We start from the raw sequence: 26,691 nt of genomic DNA on the forward strand, positions 1-26,691 counted from the left end.
CCAAAGTGGATAGTTTGGCAAAAGTTTGTGATGAACCTGAACAATACAGTTAAAACAAATACCGATAAACTTCTCGCATATTCACTAGAGGGGAAATGCGATGCTCTCGACATATCGTCATTTAGACAAAGAATTTTGGCACAAGCTGTTACACATCGGTTTACCTGTCTCACTGCAAACTATGTTGTTCTCATTGCTCGGCGTGGTCGATATTTTCATGGTCAATCAGCTTGGTGATGCGGCAACCGCAGCAGTTGGCGTTGGCAACCGTATCTTCTTCTTTAACTTAATCATGGTTTCCGGAATTAGCGGTGCAGTCAGCGTGCTAGCTTCGCAATATTTTGGAGCGGGTGATTTCAATGGCATTCGACGTGTCTTGTCGCAATCTTGGGCGTTGTCTATCTTTGCTATCATCCCTTTTGTTTTGATTTATACACTGGTTCCTGAATCAGTCGTGTCTGTGGTGGCCTCAGACCCTGATTACGTCCGCTTGGCAACGGATTACCTTTGGATAACAGGAGCCAGCCTTATTGGTACGGCAATCGTTGTGCCGCTAGAAAGCGCGCTGCGATCTGTCGGTGAAGCCAAATTGCCCACCAAGATAAGTATTTGGGCAATCATCGTTAATGCGATTCTCAATGCCCTGCTGATCTTCGGACTATTTGGTTTTCCAGAACTCGGCGTGGTTGGCGCAGCGATAGGCACCACAGTTTCTCGATTATTTCAGACCATTGCGTTGCTTATTATGGCGAGGAAACATTACGCGCATCTATTCCCTACAATAGAGAGTTGGCGTGATGCAATCTTACCCAAGCACAGGAAGAAGTACTTCAAGATTGCCATTCCTATGTTAGTTCATGATACGGCATGGGCTGGTGGGATACTGATTTACAACGTCATTGTAGGTCAGATTGGCGTTGGTGAACTTGCGATCATCTCACTGTTATCACCAGTGGAAAGCATCTTAATTTCTGCCTTCTTGGGCTTTGCTGTTGCCGCTTCGATCATTCTAGGCAATGAGATTGGTGCGAAGAATTATCAACGTGTTGAAAATACCGCTTGGGGCTATGTACTTGTCAGTTGTGCACTTGCGACACTATTGGCAGTGCTGTGCTTTATCGCCAAGCCAGCCATTGTTCAATTAATCGATTTAACGCATCTGGAACTCAAAGATACAGCGGTCAACGTCGCTTTGGTGATGGCCGCAGGGATGATATTGAGAGTGTTCAACATGGTTGGCATAGGTGGCGTGTTAAAAAGCGGCGGAGACATCAACTACAGCATCTTCATCGACATATTTGGCCAGTGGGCCATTGGTATTCCCCTCGCCTATTTCACCGCTTTAGTACTGGGCTGGTCTTTAGAATGGGTGCTGATGATTGTGTTACTGGAGGAACTAGCGAAGATCGCTTTAACTAGCCAGCGAATTCACTCTAAGAAATGGATCAACAACCTAATAGAAGAGCGGGATCACGTCGCAGCTTGAATGGTAGTTTGAGCGAATAAACGAAAAGAACTCACACCCAAGGGCCGATTGGTTGCATTGCGCTAACCATGACGCCCTTTTTCGTTTACGAGTGTGCAAAGTCACGACAGCAGTTATATATCAGTAAATCGATGGATAATTTGGTTTGAACTGCCACGCCAATCCAACATCGGATCCGCTTTGTCTTGTTCAAAACGACCATCAATCAAGGTATCAACGTACTCCAATACTTGCTTCTGCTTTTCATCGAGTTCGTCGAGTTCGTAACCCGTCCACATCCAAATATCTTTACCTTCACATTCTGCTTTTACACGCCGAACAAGCTTAAGCACTTCAGACACGTTTGCAGGATGCAGAGGATCACCACCAGAAAGCGACAAACCACGACGCTTGATTCGCGGATCATTGAGATCAGCAATAATGTGGTCTTGAAGTTCTTGAGTGAACAAATGCCCAGAGTCCAACCTTTGCGTCGATTGGTTATAACACCCGCGACACTGGTGTACACAACCCGACACAAACAAAGTGCAGCGTGTTCCTGGGCCATTTACAACGTCGATTGGGTGATATTGGTGATAATTCATAAGGCAGTATTGAAACTCGTTATTGCTTAATAGTTTGAAGTGAAGTGCTGTCACAGCTGAAACGAAAGAATTGGTATCGACACAACACCGATACCAATCTTATTCCTTGAAACCTAGCTCTTCTAAGTAAGCTAGATAATGATCTTAGCGGTTACTAAAGATGCTTCACGCGACGTTTAACTTCTTCTTGCTTACCGAAGTTAAATGGTCGTGCATCTGGGCTACCAAGGTAACCGCAAACACGGCGTGTTACCGATACTTTCGTAGAATCATGGTTGCCACACTTAGGACACGTAAAGCCCTTACTTGTACAGTCAAACTCACCGTTGTAACCACACTCGTAGCACTCATCAATAGGCGTGTTGGTGCCGTAGTAAGGTACGCGTGTGTAGCTGTAGTCCCATACGTTTTCTAGCGCTTCGATGTTCTTCTGCATGTTAGGGAATTCACCGTAACAAATGAAACCACCGCTAGAGATTTCAGGGTAAGGCATCTCGAAATCGATCTTGTCGTATGGGTTCACTTTCTTCTGCACATCTAAGTGGAAGCTGTTAGTGTAGTAACCGCGGTCTGTTACACCATCGATCACACCAAACTCTTTGGTATCGATGCTGCAGAAACGGCTACATAGGTTTTCACTTGGTGTGCCATATAGGCTGAATGCGTAACCTGTCTCTTTTGTCCAAGATTCCACTTCACGCTTCATGTATTCCACCAGCTCAAGCGCTTTAGCACGCATTTCGCCATCGTCGTACAAGTGAACGTCAGTGCCGTAAAGCGCTGTCATTGCTTCGTGGATACCAATGTAACCAAGAGAAACAGATGCACGGCCGTTCTTGAAGATATCAGCAATAGAGTCGTCTGCTTTCAAGCGAACACCACACGCACCTTCCATGTATAGGATTGGAGCAACACGTGCTTTCACGTTTTCTAGACGAGAAATACGAGTTTCTAATGCACGACGAGCAAGCTTGAGTTTTTCATCAAGCAGTTCGTAGAACTTAGCCATATCTTGCTTTGCGTTAATCGCGATACGTGGCAAGTTCAAGCTCACAACACCTAGGTTGTTACGGCCTTCATGAATCAGCTCACCGTTTTCTTCGTAAGTATTCAAGAAGCTACGGCAACCCATCGGTGTTTTGAATGACCCTGTCACTTCTACTACTTTGTTGTAGTTTAGAATGTCCGGGTACATACGCTTAGACGCACACTCTAGCGCTAATTGCTTGATGTCGTAGTTCGGATCTTGCTTCTGGTGGTTCAAACCATCTTTGATTGCAAACACCAGTTTAGGGAATACCGCTGTTTTACGGTTCTTACCCAAACCTGCAATGCGGTTTTTCAAGATAGATTGCTGGATAAGTTTTGAACCCCAGCTTTCGCCTAAACCAAAACCAAACGTCACAAATGGTGTTTGACCGTTAGCAGTGTGCAGCGTGTTTACTTCGTATTCCAATGACTGAAACGCGTCGTAACACTCTTTCTCTGTACGAGAGATAGCAAAAGCTTCTGGGCTATGAATGTCCCACTCTTTCGCTAACGATAAATGCTTCTCGTAACTCGCCATCACGTAAGGCTCTAAAACCTCATCGATACGGTTAATCGTAGTACCGCCATAAATATGGCTCGCCACTTGCGCGATGATTTGCGCTGTAACCGCAGTCGCCGTAGAGATCGACTTCGGAGTGTCGATTTCCGCGTTACCCATCTTGAAGCCATGCGTTAACATGCCTTTCAGATCGATAAGCATACAGTTAAACATTGGGAAGAACGGTGCGTAGTCTAGATCGTGGTAGTGAATGTCACCACACTCGTGAGCTTGTACGATGTCACGTGGCAAAATGTGAGTTTTCGCATAGTGTTTAGCCACGATACCCGCCAGCAAGTCACGCTGAGTTGGGATAACTTTGCCGTCTTTGTTGGCATTCTCATTGATCAGATCAACATTGCTTTCTTCGATCAAACCTTCGATCTCACGAGTCAAAGCACTTTGCTTTTCACGTGCGATGTCGCGGTCATGACGATATTCAATGTAAGCACGAGCCAGAGACTTATAGGGTCCCTGCATTAACTCGTTCTCGACCATGGTTTGAATTTCAGAGATATGAACTTCATCGTAGTCTTCGAGCTTCAACTCAACTGCTAATGCCACATTCAGTGCATAAATAGCAATTTCCTTATCGGCTTTGTCTGATGCTGCTTCCACTGCAGCTTGGATGCGATCTCTACTGAATGGAGCTCTTGAGCCATCACGCTTGATTACGATTGATTTCACCACTTCTCCTTACTCTTGAGGTATTCACAGACTTATCCACAAACACACTATATAGAGCGATTTATCGTTTAACTAACACTAGATATTGTGGCGTATTTAACGAGAACCACCAACTTTGAGTATTGATTTGGATCAATAAAACTCTCACGCTGACTAAGATCAATTCAATATTATTACGCCAGTTCTCAAGTCGAAAAGAAACAATGTAACAATAAAAAAACTGCTAAAAAGAGTTGAATTTTTGGTAAGTGTTGTAGGATAACGGCTCATCAATATTGGCAGACAAAATTAGGGATATTTGGCATGAAACGACTTCGAAACTGGATAATGTTAGGTTGCGTACTCAGTAGCCACGCATTTGCTGAACCTTTGACCATATCCAGTTGGAATATCGAATGGTTATCAACCAACGAGGCTGTGAATAAGTTTTCCGCCCAACGTGATCAAGCTGATTTCAACAAACTTGAAGAATACTTTCAGTCTTTAGATGCGGATGTGGTCGCCTTTCAGGAAGTCGACGACTTAAATGCCATTCAGCGCGTGGCTGGCGATCAATACAAGATATTGATGTCTGACCGAGCATTACCAGAAAACAGTAACCGCCAGTTCAAAGAAGTGAACCAATACACAGGCTTCGCAGTTCGCAAAGGAATCACACTCACCGACTACGCTGACTTTCCTCTGGAGTTGGATTCTAACAGCAAGCTTAGGTTTGCCAGCTATGTGGTCGTTGAAACGGACTCAAAACCAATTCACATGTTGTCTGTGCATTTAAAGGCAGGCTGCAGCGGAGCGTATAAGTCTAACCGCGATTGTTCGCGCCTAAAAGACCAAGCACAGCAACTGAATAAATGGATACAACAAAGAGAACGTAACGGTGAAGACTACGCGATCTTAGGCGACTTCAACCATAACCTATCCTACTCAAGAGATTGGATGTGGAAGGATTTAACTGAAAACACGGATGCTCGTTTGGCGACAAGGAAGACCCGTGCAGATTGTAAGGTTCGCTCAAATCGTAATAACCACCGCACGCACCAGTTCCGTTCTGTAATAGACCATATTGTGGTGAGCAAGTCCTTAGATGCTACTCCTGCGAAACAAAAGGTATTTGAAACGCAAGATGTGCTGGACTACAAACTCAGTGACCACTGCCCAGTTTCAACGACTATCAACTAATTGTTGTAGATCTAAAAAGAGACCGACTGGCTGCGAGTCGGCCTCTCTAATGCTTATATCAAGCCAATTCGATACACGATAGGTTTACCCTAACAGGTTTTATTCGTTCGACCTGCCAACCACATCCCCGCCAGCATGCTTATCATAAACACCCACACGGTTGGGTTACCGCCACTAAGACTCGTAACAGCAGGTCCTGGACAAAAGCCTGCAAGCCCCCAACCTAATCCAAACGCTGTTGAACCTAGAATCAGTTTTCTGTCGATTAGCGGATTGTTACGGCTATCTAACGGCTCACCATTGATCGCTTTAGCGCGCTTTTTAATGACTAAGTGATAAAACGGAGCGAACACCAGTAGCGCACCGCCCATCACAAATGCCAAGCTGATATCCCAATTGCCAGTCACATCTAAGAAGCCAAGTACTTTCTTTGGATCAACCATACCTGAGATGATCATACCCGAGCCAAACAAGATTCCAGCAAGTAAACCAACAACGATACTAAATGAAGAATTTTTCATTATGCCCCCAACCCTATCAGGTTCTTGATAAGCACGGTTGCTATTGCCACACCCATGAATACACACGTTGCGATAATGGAGCGTTTAGACAAACGCGCCATGCCGACAATGCCATGCCCACTAGTACAGCCGTTTGCCGTTTTAGTGCCAAAACCGACTAACAGACCAGCAATAACGACTACCAAAAGGTTCATCTCTTCCAATTGAGGGAGTTGGTAACCGGTAGGAATTAACAACCAACCACTAACTACCATTCCAACAACAAACGCGATACGCCAATGCTTTTCAGTTTTTTCTGCATCCGTGTCTTTGCTTTCTTTGTTGCTGGTGCGAACTGGTAATAAACGGCTGACAATGCCACTAATACCTGCAACTCGACCAATGCCCAACATTAAAACAATGGCCGACACACCTAACAACATGCCACCGAAAAAAGCATCCCAAGGAATAAAACTAACCACTGGCCTCTCCTATCCACAAACTCGAATCTAACTCACCGCTATTTAAATTAGAGTTTACTAATAAATATAAATTAGTCAATGCTAATGTAATACCAGCATGTTTCGGTTTGTAAATCAGTAATCAAAAAGCTTCCCCCATGAAAAAAGCACCTAGGTGTTAACCTAAGGGCTTAAGATTTCTTCTGTCTGTGGTAAAGAACCGTTATTTAATCTTATTCTTCTCCGCAATCCACTGCGACATGTACTTAGTGCTTGCCATGCTGTGGTGCTTTAGCATTGAACCGAAGAAATTATCCAGTCGATGCGAATCAAGCTCAGAATCTAGCGCAATTAATCGCTCGATCAATTTGTCGCCCAGTTGATTCTGTTCATAGTACGCTTCAAGAATTGAATTACACTGGCTTTGAGCTTGAAGCCACTTATCTTCATCTTTATAGAGAGCGACAGCTTGTTCAACAAACTCGTCGATATCATCTGCCACCGCACCCGGCCATTGCAGTTTGCCTTGTGGTAGCATGCCTTCACTGCCGATCTCACTCGTCACGTTTGGAGTTTGCAGCTTCATCGCATCAAGCAGCTTACCTTTAATGCCCGCACCAAAACGTAATGGCGCAACACAAACACGTGCCTGTTCCATCACTTCTTGAGCATCTTTAGCCCAACCTTTGATGTGGAAACCGGTTTTAGGGTTATGCAAAGCGGTTGCCTTTGGCGGCGGGTATGAACCGTAAATATGAAGCTCAGTGTCAGGCAACTGCTTACGAATCTTCGGCCAAATCTTCTGTAACTGAAGCACCGCATCCCAGTTAGGCGCATGTCTAAAGTTACCTATCGTCATGAAATGCTTACGTTCTTCAAAACTTTTTGTGCTTTCAGGTAACGTATTAAGATCAACCATAAACGGCAGATGATGTAACAGCTTTGGATCGATATTGAACTCAGATTGGAGCAGTTCCATCTCGTAGCTTGAGATGATCAACGAAAGATCACAGCGCAGAATCGCGGCAATTTCACGTTTCGCCAAATCACTGTACAGGTATTCTTTCGTTAACTCTGTCTCTTTCTTAACTGCTTCATGTCGAGCATTGCGTAGGAATTGTAAATCTTCAGTATCCAGTAGTTTAAAGGCATTCGGACATACCTTCTCAACGCGCCAGCCGAATTGCTCTTCCATCATAAAGCGGTCAAACATTACAACATCAGGTTGCAGCTCTTCGATGTACTGGTCAAAGCTATCGCAATTTAGCTGAATAGATTGGCTTGTGATGCCCTCTTCTGAGAGGTCGATCATGTGCTCGGTTTCTTGAGCTGGCGTTGCGAATTCAACAGACCAACCTTGTCTCTTAAATAGACGCAAAAGAGACATCATGTGGCTGCCAGCCGCCGATGAATTCGGTTCTGGCCAAACGTAGCCAATTGCTAAAACTTTCTTCAAAACACTTCCTAAGAAATAACAAAAGGGACTGTAGAAGTCCCTAATTAAACGTAAATCAATTTATACAGCTGATTATAATTGGTTCTAAGAACTCAGCGATCAGATTCGCTCACCTACATTGCGAGCTATCATAAGCACTTCATCAGCAGAGTACAGGTTTGAAATCGTGGTTTCGACCTCTGCACCTAACGTCAATTGATAAAGCTTTTGTGCAAAGTTGTCAGCTCTGGTGGTCACTAATACATGTTTTAGCGTCGAGCCTTGCTCTGCTAGCTTCTGCTTCACTTGCGGCAAGGAGTCCAGAATCAGTTGTTTTCCCAATCCTTTCCCCTGCGCACTTGGTAACACGGCAAGTTGCTCTAGTTCTAAAACAGCTTCAGGTCTAAACCCACTCTTTTGCACCCAAATTATGTAGCCAACAATCTCACCTTCGCTCTCTGCAACGAAGTTAAGAAAGCGTGGTGAAGCGCTTAAGTTACATTGTAACCAATCTTTTGAGTTTTGCTGTCGAACAAAAGTAGCTTGGTGAACTAAAGCCGCACCATCAAGGTCGGCTTTTGCCATAAAACGAACTTGCGCCATGTTGCTACTCGTTCTCAGAATTAGGACGCGTTTTACAGTGTAAAATGGCTCTTTCCAAAAGCTCTAAAGCCGACTTATCCGCTTCTGGAAGCTTAGCATCCGATTGACCTAGTGGTTCAACACGGCTACCCCATTTAATATGACCAGCACCCCAAGTTAAACCAGCACCGAATGCCGCTACAAGGATGTTTGAGTTCGGTTTAACAAAGCCTTGCTCTAACGATTCACACAATGCAATTGGCACAGTCGCAGCCGACGTGTTGCCGTAATTTTGAATGTTCACGAACGCTTTCTCACGTTCAATGCCCGCCATATCGCACAGAGTTTGAATGATTCGGATATTTGCTTGATGTGGAATCACAACGTCAATGTTGTCTGTTGAGATGCCAGTACGGCTCAATACTGTGTGTGCTGCTGCACCCATGCCTTTAACCGCTCGTTTGAAGATCTCTTTACCTACGAAATCAAAGTCCCAGTAACCGTTGTCAGCAGCGAAGCGATCCATAGATGTACCGAACTTTGGTACCGCTAGAATATCGCGGCCTTCTGCGTCACAACCTATCTGCGCTTCTTGCAGGCCAACTTGTTCTTCAGTGCGAGATAGAACCACAGCGCCAGCGCCATCACCGAATAGAACCGCAGTATCACGCTTGGTCCAGTCGATGAAGAATGAAAGACGTTCTGCGCCCACAACGATTGCATTGCGGTAGTTGCCCGCTTGAATCAATCGAGTTGCGGTTTCAACACCGTAAATGAAGCCTGTACATGCTGCGTTAAGGTCAAAAGCCGCTGCGCTCTTGATACCTAGGTTCTGTTGAACCTTAGACGCAGTATTTGGAATAAGAGAATCAGGGCTGCACGTTGCGATGATCACGAGATCGATATCTTCGGCAGTAAGGCCAGCGCACGCCATTGCGTGTTGAGCAGCAACAGTCGCTAGCTCAGAGGTATTTACATGACTGATACGACGGTTTTCGATACCAGTTCGAGTACGAATCCACTCGTCAGACGTATCAATGAAAGTGCTTAAATCATCATTGGACAGCACGGCTGGTGGCAGACACTTTCCCCAGCCAGTAATTTCGGCGTAAAATTTTGTCATCATTTACCTGTTTATTGTTTGTTTTTATTTAAGTATCGTATTCTAGTTTTAAACAGTATAAGCGCTCCGTGCGTGATTCGTAAATCACGTTAGCCACGGAGTTACAATAAAAAGAGAAAGTTATGTCTACATTCAACACACGCTGCCCTTCTTGTAATGGCTTAAACCGAGTTCCTTCAGAAAGAATTTCAGAAAGCCCAACTTGTGGTAAATGCAAAACAGCACTGCTCGATGGCGCTCCTATCGAGGGAACATCACTTAATTTCCAATCTATCTTGAACAGTTCACAGCCTGTAGTTGTCGACTTCTGGGCGACATGGTGTAACCCATGTGTAGGCTTCGCGCCTGTGTTCAGCGACGTTGCAAAAGAACGCTCTGGAGATGTTCGATTCGTTAAGATTGATACTGAAGCTCAGCAACAGCTTGCTGCAATGTATCAAATCAGAAGTATTCCGACGGTGATGGTCTTTAAAGACGGTAAACGTGTCGACACGATCAACGGTGCGTTACCAAAAGGTCAATTTGATCAATGGCTTAATCAAGCTCTAACGAAGTAAGTTTGTTTCGATTCTTTCAGCAATCAACAAACAAAATAGGTTAAGGAACCTTAATGGATAAGGCTCCCTAACCTATTGTAAATCTGCCTGTTTTCTCTAACCTTTTCGGCTAACCAGTCATTTCGTGTTCTGCGCTCTCATTCGCGACCTGCTTATTTACACTGTCTTTCTTATCTAAGTTGTATTGGCTTTTAATCTGATCAGCGACTTTTTCAGCAATCATAATGGTTGGCGCATTAGTGTTTGCCCCAATCAGTGTCGGCATTACCGAAGCATCAATGACTCTCAAGTTATCCAATCCATAAACTTTGAGATCTTTATCTACCACGGCTAATGAATCACTATTAGGCCCCATTTTACAGGTTCCAACAGGGTGATATTGGGTATCAGCTCGGTTACGGATGTCTTGCTCTATAGCCTTGTCATCATTGACATCAACAGGATAAAAAGCATTGCCACGAATATCATCGAACGCTTCGCTTTCTAGCATTTGATACTGCTTTTTCCACCCTTTAATCATGATCTCCATGTCTTCAGGATGGCTGAAAAACGCAGGGTCGATCTTTGGCGGATCGTAGGGATCGGCGCTATTCAGTGTTACGGTGCCATGGCTTTTAGGTCTCAGTAAGGTGACATGCGAGGTAAACCCATGACTGGTATGAATTTTTCTCGCATGGTCATCGACTACTGCGACCACAAATACAAACTCTAAATCCGGCACAGCGATATGATCATCGGAACAAAGAAAACCGATTCCCTCTGCGAAGTTACTGCTCATTTTCCCGCGGCGTTCTTTGTGCCATAAGGGCAAAGCTTTGGTCATTTCAGATGCCATTTGCAATGAAATACCGAACGTTTCGCGCTTTTCACTGCACTTGTATGAGTGAACCAAGTCGATATGATCTTGCAAGTTCTTACCCACACCCGGTAACTCGTGAATCTGTTCGATGCCATGCGCCTCTAATTCGTCTTTGGCGCCAACGCCCGATAGCAACAGCAACTGAGGAGACCCAAAAGCACCTGCAGACAAAATGACTTCCTTGTTGCATCGGATCTGATAACGTTTGCCATTTGAGCCGTATTCAACACCTACCGCTTTCTTACCTTCAAACAAAACCTTATGTGTGGTTGCTTTGGTCACGACGGTGAGATTTGGACGCGAGAGATTTGGCGTCAAGTAAGCCTTGGCAGCACTGCATCGTTCACCATTCAGCTGAGTTACCTGCGTCGGCATTGCACCAAACTGAGCAGCACCGTTGATGTCTTCATTGCGAGGCACACCTATCGACTCACACGCAGTTAAATAGCGTTCCAACATTGGGCTTGGCGACCTAAGGTTTGCCACATTAAGAGGACCACCTTGACCATGAAACTCATCTTGGTGGACTTCGTTATTCTCTGCTTTTTTAAAGTAAGGCAGACACGATTCATACTTCCAGCCAGCATTACCTAAACTTTCCCATGTATCGTAGTCATAGCGATGTCCACGGGCGTACATCATGGCATTGATAGAACTGGAGCCACCGAGAGTCTTGCCCCTCGGTTGATAGCCCTTCCTACCATTTAAACCCGGCTGTTCGACTGTCTCGAAAGCCCAGTTATTGAGCTTGGTCGGCATCATAGCCACAACGCCAACCGGCGTATGAATAAATGGGCTCGTATCTTTACCGCCAGCTTCTAACAAGCAAACCGTCACATTAGGGTCTTCCGACAATCGAGAAGCCATCACACAACCAGCCGAACCGCCACCTACGATGATAAAGTCATAGTTATCCATTGATTGCCTCCGCAACTTCTAAAGGGTGTAGCTCTCGTTTTAAGACTTTTCCGGTAGCAGTCATGGGTAAGGCGCTACGAATAAACACCTTACGAGGATATTTGTAGTCCGCGAGTTGCTCACGACACCAAGCCATCAAGGCTTTGCTATCACACTGGGTATGCTCGTGAAGTACAACATGGGCGTGAATCTCTTCACCCAACTGATCATGGTGCTCGCCCACCACCGCCACCATCTCCACATCAGGGTGACACATCAATACTTCTTCAATTTCTCGTGGATAAACGTTGTAACCACCACGAATGATCATGTCTTTAACACGATCAACAATAAACAAGTTACCGTGCTCATCGACGCGTCCGATGTCACCCGTTAAAAACCAACCGTCTCTGATCGCTTCTGCCGTTGCTTCAGGTCGTTGATAATAACCTTTCATGACACTTGGGCTTTTAATGCAGACTTCTCCCAAATCCCCCATAGCGACTGAGTTGCCTTGGATGTCTGCAATCTTAATAAGCTGACCACATAAAGGCTGACCCACACTGCCCGAAAGTCTATCGCCATCAATGTGATTAAAGGTCGCAACCGGCGCAGTTTCAGACAGCCCATACCCTTCTAAGACTGGTAATTCGAAACGAGATTCAAACTGTCGTATAACCTCAAGCGGCATAGAAGCTCCGCCAGATACGCCTAACCTCAAGCTGTGTTTGACTTGCTCTGAGCGCTCTAAAGACTCTTCTCCAGCTTTTAGAAGCGCAATATACATAGTAGGAACGCCCGCAAACACACTGACTTTATGGTTAATGATCTGCTCGATCACCAAGGACGGCTCAAAGCGCGGAATCAACACCATGGTAGAGCCCGTTAACACGCTCGCGTTCATCATCACGGTTTGGCCAAAACTGTGGAATAGAGGAAGTGTGGCCATTGTGGTATCGCTATATTCCAATCTCATAAGATACTGCGAAGACATCGCATTGGTTTGCATGTTGGTGTGGGAAAGCTCAGCCCCTTTTGGCTGCCCAGTCGTACCAGAGGTATAAAGGATCACAGCAGTATCATCGCCATGACAAGCCACAGATTCAAAGGGAGTCAAAGGTTGTGCTAACCAATCAGCTATTGATTCATGCTGCTCATGGTTTTCTGAAAGCAAGGATGTTGCGCCGTTTGGTATTGGCATAGACACGAAATGTTCGCAGTTATCGACCTTTACAAAACCTTGTAATCCATAGCGTCCGATAGGTAACTCTTCACTGCCCTCAAAGCATAAATAAGCTTTCGCATCTGAATCATTAAGGTGATAAGCGATCTCTCTGGCCTTGAATAATACATTCAAAGGCACCACCACACAGCCCGCTTTTAGAATCCCGTAATAAGCGATTGGAAAATACGTGACGTTCGGACACGACAGCGCGACCTTATCTCCCTTTTTTAACCCGAGCCTTTTTAGGTTCGCGGCCACGTTTCCAGAAAGTTGTTCTAACTGAGAAAAGCTGACTTCATCCGATCCCATACGCAGAGCGGCTTTAGTTGGAAAAAGCGAAGCGCTGCGCTCCAAGTTAACAGCAAGATTGTGCATCCATGATCTCCTTATTCGGCTTAGACCTGTTAATCACAGTCACCGTAGACGTTCTAATCGTTGTAATGAGTGTTGTCTTTGTTGCTATCAAACCCTGCACATTGGTGTGTCATGTAGGTAAGAGTATTTATTGAGCAAAATAGTAGTTATTGAGCAAAATGTTTAAGATGTTCCAATATGCAACCCATCAAATTACAACATTTTGATAACATTTCGAACAGGTTTCAAAAAGACAAAAACCGGTGATATTCGGACACAGCTCTATCAGGCCTTGTAAAACCTTGCACACATAAAGCAAAAGTTTGAACAAGCTTGGGAAAGTGAGAACAGGCGACAAGCGCAAATGTTAAGAGTTCGGTTAAGATGGCAATATTCAACAAGAGGCATCCTATGAAATACACCGCAGTCTACGAACCCGATATGCAAGCATTCGGCATTCTTGATCTTCAATTACTGCATCGCTATATGTCACCCGCCCTCAATATCGAAGCATTATTGGAAGGCAGTAACATTGAAGCTCTGCAGCTCAACACGCCAGACACCCACATTACCTTGGCGCAAAAGTTGGCGGTGTTCAGTAACGCATTGGCGAATACTGATGAAGGCGGTTTAGGGTTAAGAGTCGGTCAACAAGCACGGTTTTGTGACTTTGGTGTTCTAGGTTATGCAGTATTCAGCAGTGAAACACTATTAGATGCATTGCTGATTGGATTTAAATATCTGCAGCTTGCTGGCCCTGTACTTAGAAAAACGATGTCAGTAGAAGATAACGTTGGGTACTTTAGAGCCGAGCAGCTGATCGACTTGGACTCGCTGCTGCCATTTTGTTGCGAATATTGGTTCACCGCAATTCAAAGCCTGTGTGAAGAAGTACTACAACAACCATTCCCATCCCAAGTGATCCGCTTCCCTTACCCGAAGCCAGAATACGGCGACCTCTACACAGAAATTTTCCGTTGCCCTGTTGAATTCAATAGTGATCGCCTTGAATGGCAGTTTGATGCAACAAGTTTGTACTCGCCTCTTCCTACCGCCAATACCATCACGCTGCAGATGTGTCTGAAATCGTGTGACGACATGTTGGCAAAAGTCAGTGCGTCCACCAGCCTAAAAGAAAAAGTCTCTCAAATGCTACTAGAGAGACCTGGATGTTACCCTTCGATAGAATCTATTTCATCAGAATTGGGGATGTCTTCTCGAACGCTACGCCGGCATCTCAAAGCCATCGATACCAGCTACCAGAAGATACTGGACCACGTTCGTTTTCACCTTTCTCGACACTACCTTTCTTCAACTCAAATGAGCATTGAAGAGATATCTGAGCGCGTTGGGTTTTCAGACAGCGCTAACTTTCGACATGCCTTTCGTAAGTGGAGTGGAAGCTCGCCCAGACAATACCGACAAGAAGTGGTCTAACACGATTAAACGCCCTAAATTAAAATCTGATGAATACAACGAACCTCTCTCCGTCTTTCAAATTAAATAGTCGTTTGAACAACGCTTTATCGGCTATTTAACCGCAGAAAATATCGCGAAAACATGAAATATCACAACGGTATTTTAGCTAACAAACACGATAAATTTCTTTTATCTTCACGACCATTTTTATTCGTTTTACCCAATCCAGTTTCTCCCCCATAGTCGCGGAAAATTCATCGTTTCTTTCACTATTTAGAGGCTGCTGCATTGGACAACATCCAACCAACAACTCGCATAACTGTTCCTGTTATTGCATTGTCTTTTTACGCGATAGCTTCAGGCTACTTAATGAGTTCATTACCATTAATGCTGTCTGAGTATGGCTTAGACAGTAATCTATCGAGTTGGTTGGCGAGTGCCTTTTATGCAGGTCTTCTAGCGGGTACGTTATTGATTGAACGCGCCATCGCTCGTATTGGTCATAAAGACGCATTCGTGGTGGCACTGAGCGTATTCATTGCAACGATCCTTGTATTGCCATTGATCCCACATCAAGCGGTATGGCTATTGGCTCGTTTTGTTGCTGGTGTTGCGGTAGCGGGCATCTTCGTAATTGTTGAATCTTGGCTAATGAGCGGTGATGAATCTCAGCGTGCGAAACGTTTAGGGGTTTACATGTGTTCGCTATACGGCGGATCTGCCGTTGGTCAACTTGGCATTGGATACCTTGGTATTACAGGCGGCGTGCCTTTCATTGCAATGTTCACCTTGTTGTTTGGTGCAATCATTGTGTTGATGTACGGACAAGCGACAGCACCACAAATTCACGATGCTAAGTCTTTATCACTGAAGCAAATCAGCAAACTGAGCCACAGCGCACTAATTGGTTGTATTGTATCGGGGCTAACACTTGGTTCTATTTATGGCTTGATGCCTGTAGAGCTGGCTCAGCGCAACATCGCACACCAAGATATTGGTGGTTTGATGGCGTTAGTAATTATGGGTGGTATGGCTGTTCAGCCGATGGTGACATGGTTATCTCACCACATAGGACAAGTGTTATTAATGGCTCTGTTCAGCTTACTAGGGGTTGCAAGCATTGGTGTACTAACGATAAACCATGATTTCTACGTACTAGGCATGAGCCTATTCGTACTGGGCATGGCAACATTCGCACTTTACCCAATTGCGATTAACTTAGGTTGTCGTAACTTAGACCCAAGCTATCTGGTGTCAGTGACTCAGGTTATGCTGTTGTGTTACAGCATCGGTTCAGTCGCAGGGCCATTAGTTGCAGATAGCTTTATGGACTCTCAAGCAGGACTATTTACTTACCTGTTTGCGTCTCTGCTAGCGACAACGATTTACATGTTAATCGCAAGTCTAAAGCGTTCTCCTCTACAGATTGCTGGCGAGTGATATAGCAAGTTCATTAGATAGAGAATAGTGGGGCTCTTCGTGATGACTAATCGTCTAAATGAAGCGCCCTTTTCTTTAACTGTAATAATGCGGAGAAATATAAAACCAGCGAACAGTGTTTAAGGTTGGAACACGTAACCTTCACCCGTTATCGTCATGATCAGCCCATCACCAAACAAAGATCGAATTTCCGATATGGCGACGATCACAGAAGAATTGGTGACTTTCTCACTTTCCCAGCCAATCTTCTTTAATTGACCAACACTGAACAATTCACCTCGATGTCGATTCATAAATAAAATGATCTTTCGGTATGCCAAAGGCATGGTAGCCAGTACGTAGCCATTCTCTACATTGCGAATAAGTTTGGTGTTGAGTTCAACAATTTTACCGTTTAATTCAAGTATTACGTTGTTTTCAGAGTGGTTCGTTTCTATTCCAGGATAAGAGTCCATTTTTAGATAATTCCCTTACTATATAGCCAGCGACAATGTCAGATTTGTTCGTATTTATATAACGTCGCTTATATGTGGACGTTTTAGATTTGACGATAATCAATGGAATTCGTACGGTAAAGAGATTAAATTTTTATTATTAAAATATTAATAGGATATCAATAGGAGATTATTTATTACTCCATGACATACCCTTCGTTGGAAATTGTTTGAATACAACGACAGTCGAGAACTCTTCTGATCTCGTAAATAGCCACCAATACAGACGCACATGTCACCGCTTTACCGGCCCAACCTACACGCTTCAATATTTGCTTGCTAACTACTTGACCTCTGTTCAGGTAAAGATAGAAAAGCACTTTACGATGAGGCTCAGAAAGCGTTCCTATTATTGAACCACAGCCCTGTTTTCGAACAATTTTTGTGCCTGATTGAAACTCTTTACTATTTAAAATGAGCTTTGATGGAAGAACAAAATCATCCACCTCGCCGATATCTTGTTGCATTTATACCTCACCCTGCATATGCAGTCGTGCTTTTAGATGTTTCTGATAGTACCGAATAGGGCAAAAATACTAAATTGATAGATAGCTCAATACAGTAATATTACTGCAAAGTTTGATCTTGCGTAATTGATCGAGGAAATAAGCATGGCTAACCGGGCAGTCGATGACTCTTTCGATATTGACTAGGTGACAGACCGAAATGCTTTTTGAAACGATGTGAGAAGTTATATGGGTCTTTATAGCCTAGACGATTGGCTATCATCGACACCGACCAATCTTGCTGCTTCAACAAACTGGTGGCTTTATCCATTCTCAACTGAATCAATTTGCTGCGTGGTGATAGGTCGAATAGCGTCTTGGTGACTCGATTAAGTTGCTCTTCGCTGATAAACACCCTTTGTGCCATGCCAGCGACGGTCCATGGTTGGTGCAGACTGCTTTCAATCTCATTATAGAGTGCTTGAACACGTGCAGTAGTACTGGTCGACTTAGGCTCAAATCCCGTCAATGTTCGGATAATTTCACTCAAGAGTAACTTACGGTAACTGGCTCGACCGCCTATCTCAAAGTAAACCAAGTTCATTAATGACCAGATCTGCTCACACTCTCCGAACGGCACAATCCCCTGACCTAAACTTGCTATGTGCTGCCATTGCTGCGTATCGGGCGTCAGCATCCACGCCATTTTCCAATAATTATATTGAGGATCAAGTTCAAAACGAAATGGGGTTTCAGCAGGAAGAACCACCAGCGTATAAGGTGTAATCTCTTGTACCGATGTTGCGGTTGTTAGAATACCGCCACCTTCCATAGTGAAAATCAACGTATGAACATTAACGGATTCTCGCTCAACCCAATAACCATCATATAGCTTCGCCATACCTCCCATGTAGACACCAAAGCTTTTCATCTCTGGAATATCTTCAACGGTCAAAAAACGTTCTTTGCACTGTTCAGCGAGAAAAACATCATCGTGCCAAGTTGATTTTGGTCTCATTGAATCAATGACAGATTCGCACAGGTTTTGTTGTTTTTTAAACATGTTGTTACTTCGCTCAAATCACTATAGTTCTGCCATAAATCGGAGAGCTTATGACAACTAACATCAACCCTAACTCATCTATGAATAACAAGCCAGAGAGCATATTACCTCGTATCGTTAAACTTGGTTTACCTGTTGCTTTACAAAGTGCGCTTGTCGCTATTCTTGCCCTTGCTGACGTATTGATGGTCAGTGACTATGGTATGGAAGCAGCTGCGGCTGTGGGAATTGCATCAAAATGGCACTTCGTTGCTATTATGATTATGGCAGGGTTGGCCTCAGCAAACGGAACATTAGTCGCTCAATACTGGGGAAAGAATGACCGAAAAAGCGCACGAACGGTATCATCTATCGCGATGGTGTTTGGCTTAAAAGTTCTGTTGCCTGTGACTGCAATCATCACTCTTGGTTCTCAGTTTTTAATGATGTTGCAAACCAGCGATCAAACCGTGATTGAACTTGGCGCGACTTACCTATGGTATGGCTTCCCCGTTCTACTGCTGACTCACATTGTAGTCGTGGTAGAAGCAAGCATGCGCTCATCAGGTGACACCGTAACCCCACTACTATTGGGCGCGGTGACCATTGCACTCAACATTGCGCTTAACTTCGTTCTAATCAAAGGTGCCTTTGGTATTCCCGCTATGGGCGTAGCAGGTGCAGCACTGGCGACGACACTCGCTCGCGCAATTCAAGTTGGCTTGATGTATGGCTACATGCGCATGCGTAACCACTGGTTGTTAACCACGCCTAGCTCACCACATCGTCCGTCATTATGGTTGTCTTACCGTCGTATTGCTTTGCCACTAACGATGAATGCCGTGTTATGGGCAATGGGTACTATGGCATACCAAATGATCTTCGGTCACATGGGCACAACTGAACTTGCTGTGTTCTCTATGCTCGCGCCGTTTGAATCACTGTGTTACTCGATTTTCTTTGGTATTTCGGTAGCGTGTTCAGTACTGCTTGGTCATTCATTAGGCCGTGATGAGTTTGATGACGCAATGAGTATGGGGTTGACCTTCATTAAAGCCGTCGTTGGATTTGGCGCGGTTGTAGGATTGCTACTGTTTATGGGCAAAGAGCATGTTCTAACATGGCTGAACCTTTCTACAGATGCACTCTACCCACTCGCTTCACCTGCAATGACCATTATGTGTTTTGCTGTGGTGATTCGTATGCTCAACATGGTGATCATCAACGGTATTATTCGCGCTGGTGGCGATAACGCGTTCTGCCTACGTATGGATTTCATCGCGATGTGGATGGTGGGTATTCCAGTGTGTGTTTACTGCGCATTTATCGCTGGATGGGACTTCAAATACATCTATGGTCTGATGTTAGTAGAAGAAGTAGTGAAACTGGCTATCTGTTCACACCGTTACTTGAGCCGACGCTGGATCAACAACCTAACGGTTACTTATGAAGAACCACAAGCGGCGTAAGTTACAGTTACCTGGCTATATTCAAGCTTAGATAAATCGTATCTACATCAAAAAAGGTCTGAGAAATCAGACCTTTTTCGTTTCTTTAGAAATTACTTTCAAGCGCCACTTACTTCTTGTTCATTCGGATATGACGATTAGATACGTTCGGCAGCGGCTTTTCAGGCACTTTCCGCTTCTCATGAATCAGATGTCGAATCGCTAAAATAGGATGCTTAAGTAGCATTCTTGGCCCGGCATAGCGCATCACTAAACGCATTTGCTCTTTCGGATCAGGTTTATAGCAATGAATCGGACACTTATTACAGGTCGGTTTTGCTTCGCCATAAGGACATCTATCCAGTCGTGTTTCGGCATAACGCAGCAGTTGCTCACACTCCTCACATAACGCATTATTCTGACGAACTTCACCGTGGTGATCTTTGCAATAGATGTGCACCATCGCAATAACGGTTTTGTACTCCGTTGCGAGCTCGCCTTGTAGAATATTGTTATGTTGGAACATGTTTTAATTACCTAATGAGAAACCGTACAGGTTGAGATTAACACTTTCGCTTATCACATCTTCAACTCGCTCAAACACAAAGCCTAATTTAGTCAGTAGTGCGATACTTCGAATGTTATCAGAGGTTGTGATGGCAACTAAATGATCGATATCAGCGTTCTGCTTAGCTTGTTCAATTATCGCCTCCGCTGCTTCTTGGGCAAAGCCTTGACCATAAAACTCAGGAACAAACCCGTAGCCAATATCATGCGACTCTAAGGTGTCTCTTTTTATTAGTCCGCAGATACCAATTGGTGTTGAACAATCCTTGATTTCAACCATCAACAAACAGACTCCCTTCTCTTCGTGCATCTTAAGAATGTTGTTTTCGATGTATTCGACAGCCTTGTCAGTGTCGCTGATTTCCTTATCACCAATGTAACGCAGGAAATCTTCTGAGCTGTATAATCGCTGAATAAACGCCGCATCTTGAGGCGTGATCATTCTTAATCGTAAACGTTCGGTCTCGACGGCCTGCATAGTGATATTTTCCTTGCTGAATACCATGTAAATATTGAGTTCTAGAGCTAAAATGATTATCCTCCACCGCCTAAACTAAATACAAGGCTATGCAGCAATGAACCGTAAGAAAAAAATCAATCAAATTCTAAAAAAGAAGCAGAAACAGGCGAATTCTAAACTGCATAGTAGCAACAAGCCTCGCTACATTTCTAAAGCTGACCGCGCAAAAATGGAAGCTGAAGAACAAGCTAAAGCGGCTCAAGAGCACGCTGAAGGTTCAGTAGAAGCGACTGTCGAAGCTGAAGAGACAAAAGCTGCAGAGTAAGTTAAAACTCGCAGTCCTCTTGTCCAAATCTCCGTACTGAGTCAATGTGTAAGAACAAAAAAGCAGCCTTTATTTGGGCTGCTTTTTTGATCCTACCATTTTAATCGCGCTGATTAGCCTTTCAAAGGCTGTACTTCCCAACGGGTAAACGGTGATTTTTTGTTGATTCCTGCTCTACCCCAACGATCAACAGAATCCACCACTAAGATACGCTCATTCGGTACCAATGATTTAATCAAGTTAGTTGGCTTTTTCGCTGTGACTAACCATAGAGCATCGTCTTCCGAAAACATCTCTTTAAGCTTGGCTTTGTCTTCGTCTGTCCATTCCAGTTCAGCTTTGAACATACGCTCTTCAACAAACAGTTGGCTGCCAGAGACAAAATCTTCCAAGCTTTCTGAAAGCAGCAATACTGAATCTACGTCATTATCTAGTAATACCGCTTGCTGCTTGTTGATCAGTTCACGAACATCCAACATCACACGCTGTAAGTTGCTATCAATCGTTTCAGCTTGCGCAGGCCACAACAACTTAAAGTCGTCAGCCACAATTGCAGCCATACGCGTTAAGTTGGTCGGATTTAACCACGCGTATTTAGACACATCACCATTCGACAATGTAAGCGCTGCAACACCTTGTGCACGCGGTGTGATCGCTTGAGCCGCATCCACCTCAACCAAACGGATATTGCCTTGTCTTGCGTATACAAAGGTAGGATCCGCTTGCCAGATGGATGACAGTGTTACCGCAACGGTCGCCTTTTCGCCAGATTGAAGCACTTTACTCGCACCCTTGGTACCAAACCAGTTCGGCAGACGATCAATGCCGTAGCGTTTTGGTGGTAGGTATTCGGTCGTAATGTCGGTGCCTTTGGTTAGCTCTGTCGCTAACGCATAAGTCACAGGCGTACTGGTGAGGATATCCTTTGCATTAGCGCTGATAGACACCATTGAGCCAGCCAACAATAGGCTGCTGACTGCACTCACTTGAGCCGTTGCTTTTAGTGAACTTGAAATACGATTCATTAAAGAAGTCATGATTATGCCTTTCTTACAATTCGGTATAGCGTTGCCGCTAGGAAAAATGTTGCAGAAACGATGATGATTGAAGCACCAGATGGCACTGGCAGTTTAAGTTCCATCGGTAATACTGTTCCGACCAAACACGCGATGGTTGCGAGTAATGCTGAAAGCAGTACAAAGCTCCCCATGCGTTTAGTCAGCAATCGAGCGGTCGCACCTGGAATCAGCAACAACGCACCCACTAAAACCGCACCCACTATTTTCACCGCTGCAATCGTCACTAAGGTGATCATCATGACAAACAGGTAGTCGTAGAAGCTGGTGTTATAACCACGAACCTTGGCAATATCAGGGCTGATACAAGTAAGGAGAATACGGTTGAACGTCGGTATCAAGAGCAAAATGATGATCGCGCAGCTGCCTGCGAGAATTGCTAAATCTTGGTCTGTTACCGTTAGAATCGAGCCAAATAACACGTTCTCAAGCATGTGGATATTGATCTTACGTGCCACGTACATCAGCAATGCCGCGCCAACCGCTAACGCAAGTGCAAGGAAAACGCCGACTAAGGTGTCGTATGGCACATTGGTTCTATTTCTCACGAAGTGAAGAAGCAAAGCGAAGATCATACAGAAGCTAAACAAACCAATAATTGGGTTTTCTGGTGGCTCACCAATCAGAACACCGATAGCGATGCCGGTTAACGCCGCGTGACCCACCGCTTCAGAGAAGAAAGCCAGACGCTTTGCAATCACCAAAGTACCAAGGCCACCTAGTAACGGGCCCAGTAACAATGCAGCAACTAATGCATTCACCATGAACGCATACATGAAGCTGTCAGATAGCCAACCTGCTTCAACGCCACTTACGGCAAGTTGTCGTAACCATTCCATTACGCAACCTCCTTCGATTTAGCGATGGCTGCACCACTGCTGTAGTGCTGAAATAAACTCTCGATTTTACTTGGGTGCAGCACTTGTTCATGTGGGCCACTATCCACCAAGAATCGATTCACAACATGTACATTCGCTTCAAGGCGACGTACTGCGGTTACATCGTGGTGAACGGCAAGAATCGTGCGGCCTTCATCAACACATTCACGAATCAGAGATTCAAGATAACGAACGCCCTGCTCATCCATGCCTGTCGTAGGTTCATCCAACACCAATAGGCTTGGGTTATCCAATAACGCTTGTGCAAACAACACACGTTGCTGCTCACCACCTGATAACTGGCCCATACGGCGGTCGCTACGAGTCGCCATTCCCACACGATCCAATTGCGCTAATGCGAGATCCAACTGCTTAGACTTACGACGCCAAAATAGCGGAATTCGAGTTTGGTTAAGCAGTACGAAATCCATTATCGTCAGGGGTAAGCTCGATTCAAAGGTCGCTTTTTGAGGAACGTAACCAATACTTGGCTTTTCTGGCCAATGGATATTGATTTGCCCAGAGAACGGCGTAAGGCCAAGCACTGAGCGCAGCAAAGAAGTTTTACCACCACCGTTTGGACCCATGATCACATGGCACTGACCCGCTTTAAGTTCTAGTGAAATATCATCAAGAATGACGTTGTTGTCGTATTGCAGACCAAGTTGATTGATTGAAATTGATGGACCTAGCATTATGCGTTCCCGCTTTTAGCTTGGTTCGCCGCCGCAAATTTCATTGCTTCGATTAACGTTTCTAAGTTCTTCTTCATTTCGACTTCCACCTTATCGTCTTGATACTCACCGTGCGTCATGTGAGAGAAACGGTAAAGCTGAACGCCTGTTTCTGCTTCAATCGTGTCAACAAAGCGATTTGGCATGTTTAGCTCGTAGAACAGAACATCAATGCCTGATGCGCGGATTTTCTCGATCGTTTCTTGAAGTTGGCTAGCACTTGGTTCAACACCGTGTGCAGGCTCAATCACCGCCGCGACATCCACACCAAACTCTTGAAGGATGTAGCCATAAGCATTATGCGTAGTCGCGACCTTCATACCTGATGTATCTAACTCACCTAATGACAACATCGCATCGCGCTTCATAAAGCGAAATTGCTTTGCGTATTTACGTGCATTCTTACGATAAAAAGCCGCGTTGTCAGGGTCGAGCTTAGATACCTCACTCGCAATGGTGTAAACCTTTTGAATTGTTGTCGAAAGTCCAACAAACGTGTGCGGGTTCACCGCACCTTGACCCACAGACTGGCCTAATGCTGGAAGTAAGGGCACTTCTTTGTTTGCTTCGATCACCACTAGGTCATGACGTTGCGCGGCTGAAATCACTTTAAGCGCGAAGTCATCGTGACCAATACCGTTTACTACGATTGCATCCATTTGGCTCAATCGCTTCAGGTCGTTCGGTTGTGGTAAGTAGTTGTGTGGGTTAAAACCTGCGTCAACCAAAGGAAGAATGTTGACTTTATCGCCAACCACGGCTTTTACATAGCTGTAGTAAGGTTGAAGCGTGATACCAATCGTCAGCTTATCGCTGTCGATCTTATATTCATTTGCCAATGCATTGGGTGCCATGAACACCGCTAATAACGACATCAATAGAGTCATAATTCGCATAGTAATTCTCTTATTATTAGTGAGCATTTTTGTAAGCCGGATTGTTTAATGAGAAGAAGCATCATGCTGTTCAACTTCTGATTCATTCACGACCATTTTCCAACCAGTAGACTCAAGCGTGTGTTGGTCAAAAGTAGCTGGCTGTTTCGCTACGCCATCCAAGAAGATCCAGATTTCAGGAGAAACGCTGTTCGCGTTTAAAATAAAGGAATCCGCAGAACCATGATCGGTTGGCGTAGCTTGTTCACTTGGTGTCGCAGATTCACTTGGAGCAGAGAAATAGTAACCACGCTCGTCCAATAACCAAGTATGAGAACCTTTGCGCTTCCAACTCTGGTCTTCAACAAATGGCGCGACCCATTCATCTTTAAGTGACGTAACACTTGGCCATTCACCGTCTGAGTCCATACGCAGGTCACGAATCTCTTCATGCGCTAAACGCAGCTCTGATAACATCGCCAAGTTTTCTTGCTCGACATCGGTCACTAAGATTTGATGATCAAGTACCGCTTTGATATGCGATTCTGCTTGATGAAATGGGATAGCAACCGTGGCAAAGCTCAGGATGAACACAATGATCAGCCCTACCCATTTGCCTTCTCTGCCGCCCGTGTCAGCACGTACACCTTGAATCATCATTTCTCGCTGATCTCAACAACGTCCACTTCAACAGGAAACTCGTGGCCTGAATCAAACACAAGGTAAAACTCAGTCTCAGGGTTTGGAAACTCAACGATAGAGCGTTTATCCGTCATCTCTTTTGCAATCAAGTTGTCTTCGTAGTCGTACATCTCAACCGCGTAATCAATAGCTTTACTGCCGTCTGAATAGCCCGCTTCGCAAGCCACAGTTTTGCCTTCAAACCAGCAGCTCATCAATGGAAAGTGTGCTTGTGCAGGTAATGCAGCGAAACCAAGTCCCAGAGCCAAGCAAGGAGTCATTAATGCGTTAAGTTTTGTTTTTATTGTCATGGTTCGTACCCTAGCCACAGTGCAAATTCTCAGTAGTAAACTGAGCGATAAAGGGCTCAAATGAGCCCTTAAGTTTTTTGGTTGCTTAATCAGGGATCGAGCCCCGACATCACAGATTATTGAAGCAGAGCTTCGAACGTTAGGTGAACGTTCGCACTTGCTTTGTCTGCCAGTGGGTTGTCAATCAACTCACCTTTGTAGTTCGCTTTCATTACGTAACGACCCGCGACGTCTGGAGTGAACGTGATTTCACCGTTCTCATCACTCACCACATCAATCTGCTCTTGGTGGTTGCGGTAAAGCGTACCTTCACGAGTAATCTCCGCTTTCACGTCTTTCTGGATTTCACCGTTGTAGAAGAACTGGAATGTTACAGGTTCGCCTTCAACGATGTCTGAAGGGTGAGTCACTGGCTTCATTTCAAGAAGCTTGCCTTCAATTTTGAACACTGAATCCGTTGGCTTACCTACCGTGATGTAGCTTTCTGCGCGAGTGAAACTGATTTGTGTTACCACGTCACGTGATTTTTCAGGAAGAACAGAGTCACGCTCAGCTTTGTTTGCTTTAATCCACTTCACCGTGTCACGGCGACCCGCTTTGTATTGCGTGTAGTAAGACGGCTGGTTGTTGATCGCCACTTTGTGTGTACCTTCTTCTTCAAAATAGAAATCAAAGATTGAACGACGCTTGCCACGAATCACAAAGTTAGGACGCTCGCTGCGACCATCAGGCATGATGACATGCGCATTTTCGCTGCCAGCAGGCTTATCAAAAACAAACGTACCGTGAGACGCAGTAACGTCGAACGTTAGCCAATCACCACCTTCTTTAGATACCGTGAAGTGAGATGGCAAAATCCAACGTGGGTGAGCTTGTGCCGTTGTCGTTGCTGCTAGGCCGAATACCATCACACCCGCTAGAGCAAGTGCTTTGATTTTTGTCTGTTTCATCATGTTCAATTCCATTATTTATAATTGT

At 44.8% G+C, this 26,691-nt stretch carries 28 protein-coding genes; 7 read left to right on the forward strand and 21 right to left on the reverse strand.

Going from position 1 to position 26,691, the window contains the following annotated elements; translation table 11 throughout:
• The first annotated feature begins 100 nt into the window (after positions 1 to 100).
• Complete coding sequence (locus tag CWO08_RS12625) at positions 101 to 1,486, forward strand: MATE family efflux transporter (protein WP_108020564.1); 1,386 nt, start codon at positions 101 to 103, stop codon at positions 1,484 to 1,486.
• Between the two features lie 113 nt (positions 1,487 to 1,599).
• On the opposite strand, the gene nrdG is transcribed toward CWO08_RS12625, so the two are convergent.
• The gene (gene nrdG / locus CWO08_RS12630) at positions 1,600 to 2,070 is read right to left on the reverse strand and encodes an anaerobic ribonucleoside-triphosphate reductase-activating protein (protein ID WP_107899120.1); all 471 of its coding nucleotides are present in this window, start codon (positions 2,068 to 2,070) and stop codon (positions 1,600 to 1,602) included.
• A gap of 154 nt (positions 2,071 to 2,224) precedes the next feature.
• The gene (nrdD, locus tag CWO08_RS12635) at positions 2,225 to 4,345 is read right to left on the reverse strand and encodes an anaerobic ribonucleoside-triphosphate reductase (RefSeq protein WP_108020565.1); all 2,121 of its coding nucleotides are present in this window, start codon (positions 4,343 to 4,345) and stop codon (positions 2,225 to 2,227) included.
• Between the two features lie 303 nt (positions 4,346 to 4,648).
• On the opposite strand from nrdD, the gene CWO08_RS12640 reads away from it, so the two are divergent.
• Positions 4,649 to 5,524 carry an endonuclease/exonuclease/phosphatase family protein gene (locus CWO08_RS12640; protein WP_102433167.1) on the forward strand — a complete coding sequence of 292 codons (876 nt, stop codon included), beginning with the start codon at positions 4,649 to 4,651 and terminating at the stop codon, positions 5,522 to 5,524.
• A gap of 89 nt (positions 5,525 to 5,613) precedes the next feature.
• On the opposite strand, the gene CWO08_RS12645 is transcribed toward CWO08_RS12640, so the two are convergent.
• The 5 genes from CWO08_RS12645 to CWO08_RS12665 form a co-directional block, all read right to left on the reverse strand.
• Complete coding sequence (locus tag CWO08_RS12645) at positions 5,614 to 6,045, reverse strand: YeeE/YedE family protein (protein ID WP_065677065.1); 432 nt, start codon at positions 6,043 to 6,045, stop codon at positions 5,614 to 5,616.
• Positions 6,045 to 6,506, reverse strand: a complete 462-nt coding sequence (locus tag CWO08_RS12650) for a YeeE/YedE family protein (protein WP_065677066.1) — start codon at positions 6,504 to 6,506, stop codon at positions 6,045 to 6,047. The genes CWO08_RS12645 and CWO08_RS12650 overlap by 1 nt, the downstream gene beginning before the upstream one ends.
• A gap of 202 nt (positions 6,507 to 6,708) precedes the next feature.
• A complete protein-coding gene (locus tag CWO08_RS12655; RefSeq protein WP_108020566.1) occupies positions 6,709 to 7,941 on the reverse strand; it encodes a glycosyltransferase family 4 protein in 1,233 nt (410 codons plus the stop codon).
• 99 nt (positions 7,942 to 8,040) lie between these two features.
• A complete protein-coding gene (locus tag CWO08_RS12660; RefSeq protein ID WP_102433189.1) occupies positions 8,041 to 8,505 on the reverse strand; it encodes a GNAT family N-acetyltransferase in 465 nt (154 codons plus the stop codon).
• A gap of 22 nt (positions 8,506 to 8,527) precedes the next feature.
• On the reverse strand, positions 8,528 to 9,625 hold the full coding sequence (locus CWO08_RS12665) for a ketoacyl-ACP synthase III (RefSeq protein WP_017097618.1): 1,098 nt from the start codon (positions 9,623 to 9,625) through the stop codon (positions 8,528 to 8,530).
• A 122-nt stretch (positions 9,626 to 9,747) separates the two neighbouring features.
• On the opposite strand from CWO08_RS12665, the gene trxC reads away from it, so the two are divergent.
• Positions 9,748 to 10,182 (forward strand): thioredoxin TrxC, encoded by a 435-nt coding sequence (gene trxC / locus CWO08_RS12670; protein ID WP_048660138.1) that lies wholly within the window; start codon positions 9,748 to 9,750, stop codon positions 10,180 to 10,182.
• Positions 10,183 to 10,291: 109 nt separating this feature from the next.
• Here trxC and CWO08_RS12675 read toward each other — a convergent pair whose 3' ends face one another.
• Both CWO08_RS12675 and CWO08_RS12680 read right to left on the reverse strand, forming a co-directional pair.
• Complete coding sequence (locus tag CWO08_RS12675) at positions 10,292 to 11,959, reverse strand: GMC family oxidoreductase (protein WP_102478864.1); 1,668 nt, start codon at positions 11,957 to 11,959, stop codon at positions 10,292 to 10,294.
• Positions 11,952 to 13,538 carry a long-chain fatty acid--CoA ligase gene (locus CWO08_RS12680; protein ID WP_108020567.1) on the reverse strand — a complete coding sequence of 529 codons (1,587 nt, stop codon included), beginning with the start codon at positions 13,536 to 13,538 and terminating at the stop codon, positions 11,952 to 11,954. The genes CWO08_RS12675 and CWO08_RS12680 overlap by 8 nt, the downstream gene beginning before the upstream one ends.
• Positions 13,539 to 13,928: 390 nt before the next feature.
• On the opposite strand from CWO08_RS12680, the gene CWO08_RS12685 reads away from it, so the two are divergent.
• Both CWO08_RS12685 and CWO08_RS12690 read left to right on the forward strand, forming a co-directional pair.
• Positions 13,929 to 14,954, forward strand: coding sequence for an AraC family transcriptional regulator (locus CWO08_RS12685; RefSeq protein WP_108020568.1), 1,026 nt, complete (start codon positions 13,929 to 13,931; stop codon positions 14,952 to 14,954).
• A 270-nt stretch (positions 14,955 to 15,224) separates the two neighbouring features.
• A complete protein-coding gene (locus tag CWO08_RS12690) occupies positions 15,225 to 16,376 on the forward strand; it encodes an MFS transporter (protein WP_055318845.1) in 1,152 nt (383 codons plus the stop codon).
• 119 nt (positions 16,377 to 16,495) lie between these two features.
• On the opposite strand, the gene CWO08_RS12695 is transcribed toward CWO08_RS12690, so the two are convergent.
• The 3 genes from CWO08_RS12695 to CWO08_RS12705 all read right to left on the reverse strand — a co-directional run bounded on the left by CWO08_RS12695 (position 16,496) and on the right by CWO08_RS12705 (position 18,379).
• Positions 16,496 to 16,831 carry a winged helix-turn-helix domain-containing protein gene (locus CWO08_RS12695; RefSeq protein ID WP_065677073.1) on the reverse strand — a complete coding sequence of 112 codons (336 nt, stop codon included), beginning with the start codon at positions 16,829 to 16,831 and terminating at the stop codon, positions 16,496 to 16,498.
• A gap of 176 nt (positions 16,832 to 17,007) precedes the next feature.
• Positions 17,008 to 17,337 (reverse strand): winged helix-turn-helix domain-containing protein, encoded by a 330-nt coding sequence (locus CWO08_RS12700; RefSeq protein ID WP_102433477.1) that lies wholly within the window; start codon positions 17,335 to 17,337, stop codon positions 17,008 to 17,010.
• A gap of 148 nt (positions 17,338 to 17,485) precedes the next feature.
• Positions 17,486 to 18,379, reverse strand: a complete 894-nt coding sequence (locus tag CWO08_RS12705; protein WP_048660132.1) for a helix-turn-helix domain-containing protein — start codon at positions 18,377 to 18,379, stop codon at positions 17,486 to 17,488.
• A 50-nt stretch (positions 18,380 to 18,429) separates the two neighbouring features.
• On the opposite strand from CWO08_RS12705, the gene CWO08_RS12710 reads away from it, so the two are divergent.
• Positions 18,430 to 19,827 carry an MATE family efflux transporter gene (locus tag CWO08_RS12710; protein WP_102433476.1) on the forward strand — a complete coding sequence of 466 codons (1,398 nt, stop codon included), beginning with the start codon at positions 18,430 to 18,432 and terminating at the stop codon, positions 19,825 to 19,827.
• 109 nt (positions 19,828 to 19,936) lie between these two features.
• On the opposite strand, the gene CWO08_RS12715 is transcribed toward CWO08_RS12710, so the two are convergent.
• Together CWO08_RS12715 and CWO08_RS12720 are read right to left on the reverse strand one after the other, a co-directional pair.
• Positions 19,937 to 20,332, reverse strand: a complete 396-nt coding sequence (locus CWO08_RS12715) for a nitrous oxide-stimulated promoter family protein (RefSeq protein ID WP_017060975.1) — start codon at positions 20,330 to 20,332, stop codon at positions 19,937 to 19,939.
• Between the two features lie 3 nt (positions 20,333 to 20,335).
• Positions 20,336 to 20,851 carry a GNAT family N-acetyltransferase gene (locus tag CWO08_RS12720; protein WP_048660129.1) on the reverse strand — a complete coding sequence of 172 codons (516 nt, stop codon included), beginning with the start codon at positions 20,849 to 20,851 and terminating at the stop codon, positions 20,336 to 20,338.
• Positions 20,852 to 20,948: 97 nt separating this feature from the next.
• Between CWO08_RS12720 and CWO08_RS12725 the strand changes: the two genes are divergently transcribed.
• Complete coding sequence (locus CWO08_RS12725) at positions 20,949 to 21,158, forward strand: DUF2986 domain-containing protein (protein ID WP_048662822.1); 210 nt, start codon at positions 20,949 to 20,951, stop codon at positions 21,156 to 21,158.
• A 113-nt stretch (positions 21,159 to 21,271) separates the two neighbouring features.
• Here the strand turns inward: CWO08_RS12725 and CWO08_RS12730 are convergent, their stop codons facing one another.
• From CWO08_RS12730 to CWO08_RS12760, 7 genes are all read right to left on the reverse strand, one after another.
• Positions 21,272 to 22,195: an ABC transporter substrate-binding protein gene (locus tag CWO08_RS12730; protein WP_108020569.1), complete on the reverse strand. Its 924-nt coding sequence runs from the start codon at positions 22,193 to 22,195 to the stop codon at positions 21,272 to 21,274.
• Positions 22,196 to 22,197: 2 nt separating this feature from the next.
• Positions 22,198 to 23,073, reverse strand: a complete 876-nt coding sequence (locus tag CWO08_RS12735) for a metal ABC transporter permease (RefSeq protein WP_108020570.1) — start codon at positions 23,071 to 23,073, stop codon at positions 22,198 to 22,200.
• Positions 23,073 to 23,807, reverse strand: a complete 735-nt coding sequence (locus tag CWO08_RS12740; protein WP_108020571.1) for a metal ABC transporter ATP-binding protein — start codon at positions 23,805 to 23,807, stop codon at positions 23,073 to 23,075. Before CWO08_RS12740 ends, CWO08_RS12735 begins: the two co-directional genes overlap by 1 nt.
• Positions 23,807 to 24,742: a metal ABC transporter solute-binding protein, Zn/Mn family gene (locus CWO08_RS12745; RefSeq protein ID WP_108020572.1), complete on the reverse strand. Its 936-nt coding sequence runs from the start codon at positions 24,740 to 24,742 to the stop codon at positions 23,807 to 23,809. Before CWO08_RS12745 ends, CWO08_RS12740 begins: the two co-directional genes overlap by 1 nt.
• A gap of 45 nt (positions 24,743 to 24,787) precedes the next feature.
• Entirely contained in the window at positions 24,788 to 25,381 is a 594-nt protein-coding gene (locus CWO08_RS12750; RefSeq protein WP_108020573.1) for a DUF6162 family protein, read from the reverse strand.
• Complete coding sequence (locus CWO08_RS12755) at positions 25,378 to 25,713, reverse strand: hypothetical protein (RefSeq protein WP_102433469.1); 336 nt, start codon at positions 25,711 to 25,713, stop codon at positions 25,378 to 25,380. Before CWO08_RS12755 ends, CWO08_RS12750 begins: the two co-directional genes overlap by 4 nt.
• A 116-nt stretch (positions 25,714 to 25,829) precedes the next feature.
• On the reverse strand, positions 25,830 to 26,666 hold the full coding sequence (locus tag CWO08_RS12760; RefSeq protein ID WP_102433468.1) for a DUF4198 domain-containing protein: 837 nt from the start codon (positions 26,664 to 26,666) through the stop codon (positions 25,830 to 25,832).
• Between the last annotated feature and the right edge of the window lie 25 nt (positions 26,667 to 26,691).

It is taken from the genome of Vibrio sp. 10N.286.48.B8, from assembly GCF_003050085.1.
In the GTDB taxonomy this organism is placed as follows: Bacteria; Pseudomonadota; Gammaproteobacteria; order Enterobacterales; family Vibrionaceae; genus Vibrio; species Vibrio crassostreae.

Bases quoted from the DNA above. Each gene is read 5' to 3' on its own strand.
- CWO08_RS12625 (WP_108020564.1), top strand. From the start codon at position 101: ATGCTCTCGACATATCGTCATTTAGACAAAGAATTTTGGCACAAGCTG.
- nrdG (WP_107899120.1), bottom strand. From the start codon at position 2,070: ATGAATTATCACCAATATCACCCAATCGACGTTGTAAATGGCCCAGGA.
- CWO08_RS12640 (WP_102433167.1), top strand. From the start codon at position 4,649: ATGAAACGACTTCGAAACTGGATAATGTTAGGTTGCGTACTCAGTAGC.
- CWO08_RS12645 (WP_065677065.1), bottom strand. From the start codon at position 6,045: ATGAAAAATTCTTCATTTAGTATCGTTGTTGGTTTACTTGCTGGAATC.
- CWO08_RS12660 (WP_102433189.1), bottom strand. From the start codon at position 8,505: ATGGCAAAAGCCGACCTTGATGGTGCGGCTTTAGTTCACCAAGCTACT.
- CWO08_RS12665 (WP_017097618.1), bottom strand. From the start codon at position 9,625: ATGACAAAATTTTACGCCGAAATTACTGGCTGGGGAAAGTGTCTGCCA.
- trxC (WP_048660138.1), top strand. From the start codon at position 9,748: ATGTCTACATTCAACACACGCTGCCCTTCTTGTAATGGCTTAAACCGA.
- CWO08_RS12675 (WP_102478864.1), bottom strand. From the start codon at position 11,959: ATGGATAACTATGACTTTATCATCGTAGGTGGCGGTTCGGCTGGTTGT.
- CWO08_RS12680 (WP_108020567.1), bottom strand. From the start codon at position 13,538: ATGCACAATCTTGCTGTTAACTTGGAGCGCAGCGCTTCGCTTTTTCCA.
- CWO08_RS12685 (WP_108020568.1), top strand. From the start codon at position 13,929: ATGAAATACACCGCAGTCTACGAACCCGATATGCAAGCATTCGGCATT.
- CWO08_RS12695 (WP_065677073.1), bottom strand. From the start codon at position 16,831: ATGGACTCTTATCCTGGAATAGAAACGAACCACTCTGAAAACAACGTA.
- CWO08_RS12700 (WP_102433477.1), bottom strand. From the start codon at position 17,337: ATGCAACAAGATATCGGCGAGGTGGATGATTTTGTTCTTCCATCAAAG.
- CWO08_RS12705 (WP_048660132.1), bottom strand. From the start codon at position 18,379: ATGTTTAAAAAACAACAAAACCTGTGCGAATCTGTCATTGATTCAATG.
- CWO08_RS12710 (WP_102433476.1), top strand. From the start codon at position 18,430: ATGACAACTAACATCAACCCTAACTCATCTATGAATAACAAGCCAGAG.
- CWO08_RS12715 (WP_017060975.1), bottom strand. From the start codon at position 20,332: ATGTTCCAACATAACAATATTCTACAAGGCGAGCTCGCAACGGAGTAC.
- CWO08_RS12720 (WP_048660129.1), bottom strand. From the start codon at position 20,851: ATGCAGGCCGTCGAGACCGAACGTTTACGATTAAGAATGATCACGCCT.
- CWO08_RS12725 (WP_048662822.1), top strand. From the start codon at position 20,949: ATGAACCGTAAGAAAAAAATCAATCAAATTCTAAAAAAGAAGCAGAAA.
- CWO08_RS12730 (WP_108020569.1), bottom strand. From the start codon at position 22,195: ATGACTTCTTTAATGAATCGTATTTCAAGTTCACTAAAAGCAACGGCT.
- CWO08_RS12735 (WP_108020570.1), bottom strand. From the start codon at position 23,073: ATGGAATGGTTACGACAACTTGCCGTAAGTGGCGTTGAAGCAGGTTGG.
- CWO08_RS12740 (WP_108020571.1), bottom strand. From the start codon at position 23,807: ATGCTAGGTCCATCAATTTCAATCAATCAACTTGGTCTGCAATACGAC.
- CWO08_RS12745 (WP_108020572.1), bottom strand. From the start codon at position 24,742: ATGCGAATTATGACTCTATTGATGTCGTTATTAGCGGTGTTCATGGCA.
- CWO08_RS12750 (WP_108020573.1), bottom strand. From the start codon at position 25,381: ATGATGATTCAAGGTGTACGTGCTGACACGGGCGGCAGAGAAGGCAAA.
- CWO08_RS12755 (WP_102433469.1), bottom strand. From the start codon at position 25,713: ATGACAATAAAAACAAAACTTAACGCATTAATGACTCCTTGCTTGGCT.
- CWO08_RS12760 (WP_102433468.1), bottom strand. From the start codon at position 26,666: ATGATGAAACAGACAAAAATCAAAGCACTTGCTCTAGCGGGTGTGATG.